The organism is Dyella sp. (genome assembly GCF_036568765.1).
Lineage (GTDB): Bacteria > Pseudomonadota > Gammaproteobacteria > Xanthomonadales > Rhodanobacteraceae > GSA-30.
Map to the genome: position 1 here is coordinate 19,232 of NZ_DATCRY010000022.1, position 10,971 is coordinate 30,202.

A 10,971-nucleotide genomic window follows, 5' to 3' on the forward strand; every position below is an offset into this window, starting at 1 on the left:
ATGCAACGGTGAGCGTCACGGATTTATTTTGCGTAACCGTTCGTATTTGGCGGGATATTGATGTAACCATATGAATAGAGAGCTTTTTTAAGCCTCTGTCAGTGCCCTTTGTTCGGCGCAATTTGCGCTCATTCATGGATATCCGTTTATTCGGCGTGTTCCTGCGATGCGAAAAAGAGGGTTTTGCCATGGCTGTATATAACTTCAAGTTCGTCAATCGGCCAGGAGCGACAGGGTCGCTTGTGGATCGCAATGCGTCGAATCTCGAGGAGGCATATACGCCGGGTAACGAGCGGGTGGAGCTCGCCAGACACCATATGATTTCTTGGCACATTATTAAGCATTGCTGGAACACGTTGATTTTGCCTAATATCAACGGGGCCAATTTCCCCCGATTAAATCTCGCGATGAGAAATTACGTCGCATTTGTCGCGATCGAGGGATTGCAATGGGCCTGGTTCGACGCCGCCATTATTCGCGACGGCACCCAGGCTCTCGATAGGCTGCTGAATAACGTGGATATGCACAGTGAAGCACCGGGCGTGCCCCGGTCGCCTTACATGATGACTATTGCACGACTCTTGTGCTGGAACCCCCGTAATATTTTTCTCGGTCCGAAAGGCGACGGCCACCGAAATTATGCTCTCTGGGAGACTACCGGCCCCACCCAGGGTGATCCGAGATGGATAAGAGCCGATCTCGTGAGTGACTTTGAAGAATACGCCACGCATATCATCAATCGAAAAGGGGCCGGGCACTTCCATAATTTGTGGGAGATCTTTGGCGAAATTCAGACCCAAATTGTCAGCGGGGGCGCACAAGATCAAGGTTTGGCGGCTTACATCAACACGATGATCGATCCGGTTATCCAGCCTGAACGACTAGAGGTTCGGCACGAGGATTGGTTTCGTATGAACGGCTTTCATGAGCAACAAGTATGGCGATGGGGCGTGCAAGCCGCCGAGTATCGCGATATGCCGCAACTTGCCAACCCGCCGAGGCCTTCCTACTTGGTGATCGACGACCCACGGATACTCTTTCCGGTCAACGATGGCGGTTGGCAGATGTTGGGAGGGGAAAATGTCCAATATCGTCCTTCATTGATGCCTCTTGCACATGCCCCGGGCCGAGCGAACGGTCCGCTACAGGGGTATCGTCCCGGCGATCGCATCACGATCGGGGGAAAAACAGTCGAGCTTGAGTCAGGAACAGACGAGGACGATCCGGACTATCTCGATGCTTTCGGTAAGGTCGGCGATGTCACCCTGACGGATGCCGCATCCTTCCTTGCAGGTCCCGGAGGGACGTGGAGACTCCCATCGATTTTTGACGGACTCAGAGTCGATAGTCTGGCGATTTCTTATCAGCAGAAATCGCTGACTTCTTATAGCTGGAAGCTTTCCGCGGCCATCGGCTTCGATGCATTAGGGTTGAGCATGACAGCGATCGCTTCGATCAGTGCCAAGTCGGATAACAATCAGGTGGATTCGGAACTGACCATAAAACTGCCGGTAGGCGATGACGCGATCACCATCAGCGGTACATTCAAGCATGAGACACTAGGAATGTCCGCCTTGCTGATGGCGGATCTTACGACTGCGAATATCAACATATCCGATCTGCTCGCATCATTTCTCGGTTCCAATCCGATTCCGAAGGAGTTGGAGACGCTTTCCATCACCCCGAGAAAAGTCTGGTTTCTTTATACCGACACCCCAATGAGATCCTCGTCCGTCATGCTTGATTTCGGCCCGGTGATGCTGTTTGCGGGAAGGTTTATGGGGGGGCGTGCCCTTGCGCTCCGCCTGTCGACGGGTCAACTGGCGTCACTTTCGGCGCTTCCCTTTGTTGGCAGCCTGATTCCCCCCTCTCTCGATGTGGCTGTTACGGATGTCGGGTTGTTCTGGGCGTCGCAACCCTTCTCAGCCCCCGTAGTAAGCGACATTGTAGGGGCGCAGTTGAAAATAGGCTGGACCACCTTTTATCCAAGCTACGCCGATGGCGCCGTGGCTTCCGGCATGCACGCAGTGGCCAGGCTCCTAAGCAAGGCGGAAAACGAATCCATCTTGATACAGCGTCACCTTCAGTAGCTCATCTCGCGGGGATGTCTTCGACACGAAGGGCCTCGAAAAACCACCTATCGATGTAGGAGCGGCTTCAGCCGCGACCGGTCAGGCGGCGCCCTGCACGGTCGCGGCTGAAGCCGCTCCTACAAGGTACCCTGGATTTTAAAGATTCTCACAAGCGCGAAGTACCGAAGCATGCTTCAGTCAGGCTCCCTCTCCCCTGGCAAAGCTAATGGAGAGGAGAAAGTCGACACGAAGGGCTTCGAAAAACCACCTAACGATGTAGGAGCGGCTTCAGCCGCGACCGGTCAGGCCGCGCCCTGCACAGTCGCGGCTGAAGCCGCTCCTACAAGCTAGCCTGGATTTTAAAGATTCCCACAAGTGCGAAGTACCGAAGCATGCTTCAGTCAGGCTCCCTCTCCCCTGACTTTGCCGGGGAGAGGGGTGGGATGGGGGGCACCCCTGCAATGTCCGTCACCATGAGCTATGAAACTGAACGGCTCGTTGGATTTGTGCCACGGGGTCATTGGCATAGAAATAGTTTTAAAAGCGACCTAAAAATCGGATACAGCATATTTTTCTCGGTGCATTCAAAAGGCCATTTGAAAGCCGCCACTAATAAGAATGGTGTGCCATGTAACAAGCCATGCCCGTATCCACAAAAACAAGCTTCGTTAAGAAATCGCGGCCATAAACCGAGAAAAACGCATAGCTTTTAGTACTATTTCTATGTGCTCGCGGATAGCACCTCGCCAAAATGGCTGGCATCTGAGCGAGCCGGGGAGCGCTGGTCAGGCCCCCTGCATCTGCATGTCCATTATGCAAATGGAAACTCGCTCCAAACCGTAGCTCCACTGTGAGCCAATTTTGAAATCCAGCGATTTCGCGCGATTCCGGAGAGGGAGACGATATGAGCATGCATCCGAAAAAGTTTCAGAACAAAGCGCTGACTTTGTCCATTGCCGTGGCCTTGGCGTCGGCCAGTCCCATGGCATTTGCCGCCACGCTTAATCCAGGGCAGACGGCGACCATTAATCCAGCCACTCCTGTAGAGGGCTGGATCCTCAATAGTGCAACCCTGAATGTCCTTCCGGGCGGCCGGACCCAGAATATCGACGCACGCACTGGCTCAGCGGTTAACGTTTTCGGTGGCCAGACGGGCGAGATCGTCGCCATCGGTGGCACGATAGTTAATATCCAGGACAGTCAGACAAATATTGTGCGTCTGAACGACAGCAATGCCACCATCGCTGGTGCGACCATCACTGATCAAAGATTGGGTATTGGTCTCAGCGTAAATGCCGGCCTGGGCCAGACTTCAACGGCGACCGTTTCCAATAGTTCCATCACGAGTCATGGCCGTGGCGCCAATACCGTCGGCGATAGCACCCTGACGTTGAGCGGCTCGACGGTTCATGGCATCGATGACGGCAAGTTCGCTTCCGGCCTGGGTCTGGGCATGTTCGGCGGCACGGTGTTGATTAATGACAGTAGCACGGTGACCGGCGACGTACGCGGTATCCTGATGGGTGCCGACTATCTGTCGACTACCAAGGACATGAGCCTGGTTATCGATGGGGCGACAGTGATCGGCAAGACGGGTACCGCCATTGAGGTATCGGAGGGCTTCGACGGCCCTTCGGTAGCGAATATCACGGTCACTAACGGCGCGAACCTGGTGAGCGGCAATGGCATCCTCCTCGATGTCAACGCTAACGGATCGAGCTTGGGTTCGATGGTCGATTTCAATGTGAGCCAGAGCTCGCTCACGGGTGACATCGTCGCTGACGCAGCGAGCACAGTGAATGTCAATCTCGACAACGCTGCGAGCCTGACGGGTAAGATGACGCATGCCGGCGACGTGACGGTGAGCGGCGGCGCGCAGTGGATGCTGACGGCCGACTCGGACGTGGGCTCCATGACGCTCAACAACGGTACCGTGGCATTCCAGCCGCAGGCTGATGGCACACACGGAACGCTACAAGTTCGCGGCGATTTCGCCGGGAATGGCGGCGGCACGATTCGCCTGAATACGGTCGCCAACACGGGCGGTACGTTGGACAACCAGTTCACCGATCGCGTGCTGATTGCTGGCGACGTGACTAACACAGGCACGACCTTCATCGAAGTGGTTTCCACCGGCGAGGGCAACCTGACCGATGTAAACAAGGACGGTATCGTCGATGCCAAGGAAGGCATCTCCCTGGTCCAGGTCGGCGGTAACTCGCGCGCCGATGCGTTCGCGGTCAAAGGTGGCTACGTAGCAGCCGGCCCGTGGCAGTACACGCTGCACGCGTTCGGCCCGGGCGAAGCCGATCAGAGCCAGAGCCTGCTGCCTGGCGGTACGACATGGGATTACCGTTTGGCCAACAAGTTCGTGACCGAAGAAGGTCCGATCAAAGATGATCCGATCGAGGAGGGCCCGAATCCGGTCGCACCCGAGCCGGAACAGCCGGTCACGGGTCCGGAGCGTCCGGCCGTCGTACCGCAGGTGCCTTCGTATCTGGTTGCGCCGACCGCCCTGTTTGCCTACGGCGATCAGGTAACGGACGGACTGATGCAGCGCTTGGGCGACATCCGCTCGACACAGGCTTCGAGCCTGGGCGGCGAAGTGTTTGCACGCTATACGAACACCCAGCAACGCTACACCAGTGATCGCAACTTCCAGGATTTCGGCTACGGCTTCAAGCAGCAGATCAATGCCATGCAGTTGGGTGGCGGCCTGGTGAGCCTGGTCGACGACAATGCGACCTGGCGTGCAGGTTGGGCGCTGGATCACGGTACGACGCGCGTAACGCCCAAGGCCGTGGACGGTCAGAGTTCGGCGCGTTACACCGCTAACGGTGCTTCGGCCTGGTTGACCTGGCAGCACAACAGCGGTTGGTACATCGATGCAGTGGTTGGCGGTCGGCGCTACAGCGGTACGGTAGATACGGCCGCGCGTGGCGACCAGGTAGCGCGTCTGCGCGCCAGCGGTTGGGTTGCCTCGGTGGAAACGGGGTATCCGTTTGCGCTGGGTGCAGGCTGGACGCTGGAGCCGCAGTTGCAGGTCAAGCACCAGACGTTGAACTTCAATCGTACGCAGGACATCGATGGATTGAACGTGGCGCTGGGCAGCGCGCGGCAAACCACCACGCGTCTGGGTGCGCAGCTGAGCAAGACGATCGACCCGCGATTCGCACCTTATGTGCGGCTGGATCTGAGCCACACTTCGGGTGGACGTGCTACGGCAGCGATTTCGAACGACGCCTGGAACATGGCCAATGATTTCGGTGTCGGTCGGTTGGGTAATTCGTACCGTGTCGGCGCGGGTGCTACCAGTCAGCTGGGTCGCAACGTGCAGATCTTCGGCGAAGGCACGTACCAGCATCAGTTGGGACATTACGGCATGCGTGGTTGGGGTGCCAATGTCGGGGTTCGCGTGAACTTCTGAAGTATAGGGTAGGGGCTTGCGCAGGATGCGCTTGCCTCCCGCCAAGTCAGGCTAAAAGCCCCGCGATCTTTCTCGGTCGCGGGGCTTTTGGTTTACTGATGATGCGATCTCGCCGGCGATGTGTTTTGTCTTGAAGCGAGCTACACGTTTTTTTTGTGTCGCCGCTTGCGTGGCGCTTTGCTTTTGCCGGCGGATGGACTATGGCCTTGCGCGACGGCAGCCTTGAGTTCATAGGAGATATTGCCGTTGATGTGGGACGGTATGTTGCTATTGGCACCGCCCCAGCTGCCGTGGCCCCAGACGACGACCCGATTGTCGTCGGTGAGTGCAGCAAAGGCGCAGATATTGGCATAGATCGCTCGGACATTAGTCAATAGCGGTTTGGTGCTGTCTGGAATCTGGCCGCCCATGGTCGAGGTTCCCCAGGCCACGACCTCGCCGTTGGATCGGAGCGCGGCAAAGGCGTGCGCATTGGGCACGACATCGACGATGTCGGCCAGCTCGGCAATATCTTTAGGAACTGTGCCGATGTTGCCGCCTCCCCAAGCGGCCACTTGACCGTTGGCGCGTCGTGCAGCGAACCCAAAATAGTTGCCGACCAGTTCGACAATATCGTCCAGGCCTTCCATATATTCAGGCAGAGTACCGGGCCAGGTAACCACCTTGCCGTTCTTCCGTAGTGCTGCGAACGACATAAACCCATTGCTGCTCAATGCGACAATATCGTCCAGTTCGGCAATGTCATCAGGAACGCTACCGCCGTTCGCCCCCCAGGCAACGACCTTGCCGTTTTCTCGCCGCCCCGCAAACGCCCAGGCATTGCTTAGCAATTCGACAATATCGTCCAGTTCGGCAATGTCATCAGGAATCTCGCCACCCTGACTCGACGATCCCCACGCAACGATCTTGCCGTTTTCGCGCCGTGCCGCGAACGCATAATAGGCGGGGATGACCTCGACGATGTCGTCCAGGTCGGCAATGTGTTCTGGAACCGTGCCGCCTCGATTGGCCGCGCCCCATGCGACTACCCTACCGTTGCTTCGTCGTGCGGCGAACGCTTCGTAACCACTGACGACTTCAATGATGTCGGTCATGCCGGGAATAGGGGAGCCCTCGGGAAAACGGCCGCCGGAGCCAGTGCTGCCCCACACGACGACCTGCCCCGTGCGACGCCGCGCTGCAAAAGCAGACATGCTGCCAATTACTTCGACAATATCGGTCATCTCGGCAATGTCTTCAGGAAGATTCCCGCCAGAGGCGGCAACACCCCATGCGACCACGGTGCTGTTGATCTCGTTGCCGCGTCGTGCGGCAAAGGCGTGCGCGTTAGTCTCCACTTGGAGGATATCCGTGAAGCCCGGGATCGTTCCCACCAGACTGCCGCCCGTGGTGGGGCTTCCCCAGGCGGCCAGATTACCTTGATCGCGCCATGCCACGAAGGCTCCGCCTGGGGTACCTTCGTCGCTGTAGCCATTCCCTAGGATATTCCTCGGCCGGAGGATCACCTGATCGTCGTCGGTGTCGATGTAGAGCACGGCATCCGGATTCGAGTCAGGGAAGTCGGTGACCGTGACGCTCGCAGTCGGCGCTTCGTGCGCATAGCGCCAGCGCGCCGGAATCGACGTTTTGGTAGTCGCATCCAGCGCATGCAATCGACGGTATTGATTGAGCGTGCCGTTCACTCCTTTGCGATATCGCCAGCGACTTGCCGAGCGCCCGCCCATGACAAGCAAGCGTCCGCTGAGAGCGATCCTCAATCCGTAAGGTGCGGAGACCGGGAAATTGTCATAGAGGCCTTCGGCAGTGAAGGCGTGCACACCGCTGCCCAATCCGGCAACGGTCAGCGACCAGCGCCCGCTGGCGCTCACATCGACGATGCCCAGCGAGACATTGCCATCGAAGAGTTGCACCCGCTCGTTGCGTGCGGCGGTGCCGCTGAGCGTGAGCGTGGTGGCACCCGTAGTACTGCCATTGGGAATCTCCCGCCCCAGTGCATCGCGTACGGATTCGATGACCGGCTGTTCGTTGGCCCCATCTTCGACACTGAAGTGGGCGACGGCACTTTGGCCATCACTGCCGCCGTGAGCGAATTGCACGGTATAGCGTAGTTGGATGGTGCGATTGACCAGACCCACCATGATGCTGCGCGGGATGGTAAAGGTCAGATCCTGTGTGGTATCGGTGACGGTCTCCATCAGTTGCCAGCGCACCGTGCCGGCGGGTTGCTCCAGATAGAGCGTGACTTCGTCGTTGAGGCCGATGCCGCTGTAGGGTCGCACGCGCCCGATAGCGCCGCCTGCCGGGATATCGGCGAGCGTGAGCACACCATTGTTCGCCTGATCCACTTCCGGGATGGGCAGGTCGCCTGAGGCGGCGACGCGTAAGGTGAGCGAGGTGGACGGTAAGCTGCCATTGACGGTGTAGTGAATCGTGATCTGACGATTCCCGGCGATCCTCGCGGCCGGGACCGCGAAGTTCGCCGCCTGTCCGGTGGTGCGGACGGTAGCGTTATCGGTATAGGTACCGGTGATGTCGCCGACCCAAGTCAGGTCGATCCGATCGTTGGCAACCAGGGTGGTACCGGGAATGCGTACATTGGCCAAGGTCAGCGCTGGATCGAAGATGCCGTCGGGTGCTTCGATCACGGTGGGGGCGGGTAACTGATTCGCCGCGTCACCGATAGGAAGCTCCAGCCGCTCCGACTCGCGCACCAGTGCCGGGCCCGCCGCGTAGTCGATCTCGTAATAGACCGTGGCGCTGCCACCGGCGAGCGGTGCGATGTGCTCAGGACCATCGATGGGGAAGGGCAGATCCTGACCGACCCAGGCTTGGGTGACATCAAAGGTGGTGCGGTAATCGGTCGGTTGGCCGTTCCTGTCCGTGCCGGCCCAGATCAGGGTGACCCGATCGCCTTCGCCCATGCCGGGATACGCCGGCACCGTGACCTCGGCGTGTGCGATGTCGGCGGGCAGGAGGCTGGGTGTGACGATCGGCGGCGGCAGATCGGGTGCCGCCTGACCGGCGATACGCACGGTCGAGTGACGTGAGTCGATGGCATCGCCGTTTTGCTTGCGCAACACATACGACAGGATGGCACGTCCGCCGGCACTTGCGACCACGATGGCGTTGGGCACGATGAAGATGAGCGGCCCGGGAACGCGCCGGATAGTCTGGGAGTCCGTATAGGGCGTGAGTGCGGCACCATGGGAGTCGATGCCGGCCCAGGTGAACTCGATGGTGTCGTTAACGGCGAAGAGGCTGCCGCTGATCGTGTAGATCATGGCGGTCGCATTGGCGCCGCCCAGGACCGCCAGATCGATGACATCGTTCTCGTCGACTTCGATGACGTAAGGCGCATCGAGCGGCGAGTTGTTGGCAAGTACATCGAGGCGCGTGACCATCGACCACTTGGCATCGGCGGTACGGTTGTAGGCGGCATCGATGACGGTGTACATGAGTAGCACCTCGCCATCGCCGGCACCGAGGATCTCCGCCTCGGTCATGTGCAGCACGATGGGTTGGCCGACTTCATCGGGCTGCACGGTGTAGACGCGCCGTATGCCGTCACCGCTGCCGCCCCAGCTGAAATCGATGCGGTCGTAGTCGGCCATGTTCGGGTAGGGAGGAATGGTGACATCGACACCGAGCGCGGCGCGGTTGTCATCGAGTCCGTCGCGGACATCCTCGGGCAGGATGGGTGCGAGCAGGTATTCCTGCTCGGGGGTAAAGGGGTTGGGATCGAAATCGCCGGGTCGATTGAGCTTGACCCAGATGTCGCGGGTTTCGCTGAAGAGCAGGAGATCGCTGATTCGCCTGACGCGGTAATACGGCGTGAAGCGGCCGTTGGCGAAGCTGCTGTAAGGCAGGGGCAATCCGACGTACTTGTCCTTGTTGTTGTCGTTGACGGTGGTGGAGGCGATAGGAATGCCGGAGTTGTCCCAGAAGACTTCGATGTAGTCGCCGGGGTTCATGCCGCCGTAGGGCGGCACGAAGACACTGAGGTCGCTGTTGATGGCGCTCAGGCCGATGGCATAAAGCGTGGTGGATGCACCGCCGAAGGGAACGGGCTTGGCATCGGGAATCACCAACGGGGGCAGCAGGTCCAGCAGGCCTTGGCGCAAGGCCTCACGGGGGATACGGGTACGGGGACGGTTCAACATGGGAACGCCTCTCTCTCGGTGGATGAGGAACGCTGCACACGGGATATCGAAGAAAAAGCGCCCGCTGAACAAGCCGCTTCAGCGGGCAACCGGGAACTTAAGGCGACGGGATCAGCTCAGGTTTGCGATGTCGTCGCTTGCGTGGTGCGGCGATGCGAGGGCTGTCGTCTTGCGAGATAGCGGCCTTGAGCTCGTAGGAGATATTGCCTTGCAACGTCGAGGGCACGGTGTTGTTGGCACCGCCATAACTGCTATGCCCCCAGACCACGACCCGCCCGTCCTCGGTGAGTGCAGCAAACGCACCGAAGCTGGGATAAATCGCTCGGACATTGGTCAATAATGGCACGATGCTTTGCGGGATTTGCCCACCGTAATCCGCATTTCCCCAGGCTACGACGCTACCATTCGAGCGAAGTGCAGCGAATGCATAAAAATTACCCACGACATCGACGATGTCGGTCAGGCCGGGGATGACGGAGCCATTAGGGAAACTGCCCCCGGTGCTGGCATCTCCCCACACGACCACCGTGCCGTTACTGCGTCGCGCCGCGAACGCAGTATCATTTCCGATCACTTCGACAATATCGGTTAGGCCGGGAATGATGGAGCCGTTCGGGAAACTGCCGCCACCAGCGGTATTTCCCCATACGACTACCGTTCTGGCGCCTGCCCGATTGTCACGTATGGCCGCAAATGCGCCGGTGTTGGCGATCACTTCGACAACATCGGTCATGCCAGGAATGGGAGAGCCATTCGGAAAAGTACCGCCATAGGAGCTATTTCCCCATACGACTACCGTACCGTTTTCCCGTCGTGCCGCGAAGGCATAGGTGTTGCTAGTCACTTGGACAATATCGGTCAGGCCAGGAATGACGGAGCCATTCGGAAAAGTGCCGCCATAGGTGCCGTTTCCCCAGGCAACCACCGTTCTGGCCCCTGCACGGTTGTCACATATAGCTGCGAATGCTCCCACATTACCGACCACTTCGACGATATCGGTTCTTCTGGCGACGTCGAGAGGCACGTTGCCACCATTGCCGTTATCTCCCCATGCGACCACGGCACCGCTTGCGCCGTTTACACCGTTGCTCCGTCGTGCGGCGAATGCCTGGGCGGTGGCAACCACTTCGACAATATCGGTCATGCCGGGAATGGGGGAGCCGTTAGGGAAACTGCCGCCATAGCTGGTATACCCCCACGCGGTAACCATCTTGGCACCCGCATCAGTGACGCGCCGTGCCGCGAAGGCATAACCATTACTGATGATCTCGACGATATCGGTAAGGCCAGGAATGGGTGAATTGGCGGGAAA

General features: G+C 58.8%; 4 protein-coding genes. 2 read left to right on the top strand and 2 right to left on the bottom strand.

The features are described from left to right. Positions 1–134 precede the first annotated feature (134 nt). Both VIM98_RS01775 and VIM98_RS01780 read left to right on the top strand, forming a co-directional pair. Entirely contained in the window at positions 135–2,090 is a 1,956-nt protein-coding gene (locus VIM98_RS01775; protein ID WP_331991371.1) for a hypothetical protein, read from the top strand. An 886-nt stretch (positions 2,091–2,976) separates the two neighbouring features. Then, entirely contained in the window at positions 2,977–5,499 is a 2,523-nt protein-coding gene (locus tag VIM98_RS01780; protein WP_331991372.1) for an autotransporter outer membrane beta-barrel domain-containing protein, read from the top strand. 140 nt (positions 5,500–5,639) lie between these two features. On the opposite strand, the gene VIM98_RS01785 is transcribed toward VIM98_RS01780, so the two are convergent. Further along, positions 5,640–9,659, bottom strand: coding sequence for a hypothetical protein (locus VIM98_RS01785; RefSeq protein ID WP_331991373.1), 4,020 nt, complete (start codon positions 9,657–9,659; stop codon positions 5,640–5,642). 97 nt (positions 9,660–9,756) lie between these two features. Next, on the bottom strand, positions 9,757–10,971 hold a 1,215-nt coding region (locus VIM98_RS01790), incomplete at its 5' end, for a hypothetical protein (RefSeq protein WP_331991374.1).

Bases quoted from the DNA above. Each gene is read 5' to 3' on its own strand.
- VIM98_RS01775 (WP_331991371.1), top strand. From the start codon at position 135: ATGGATATCCGTTTATTCGGCGTGTTCCTGCGATGCGAAAAAGAGGGT.
- VIM98_RS01780 (WP_331991372.1), top strand. From the start codon at position 2,977: ATGAGCATGCATCCGAAAAAGTTTCAGAACAAAGCGCTGACTTTGTCC.
- VIM98_RS01785 (WP_331991373.1), bottom strand. From the start codon at position 9,659: ATGTTGAACCGTCCCCGTACCCGTATCCCCCGTGAGGCCTTGCGCCAA.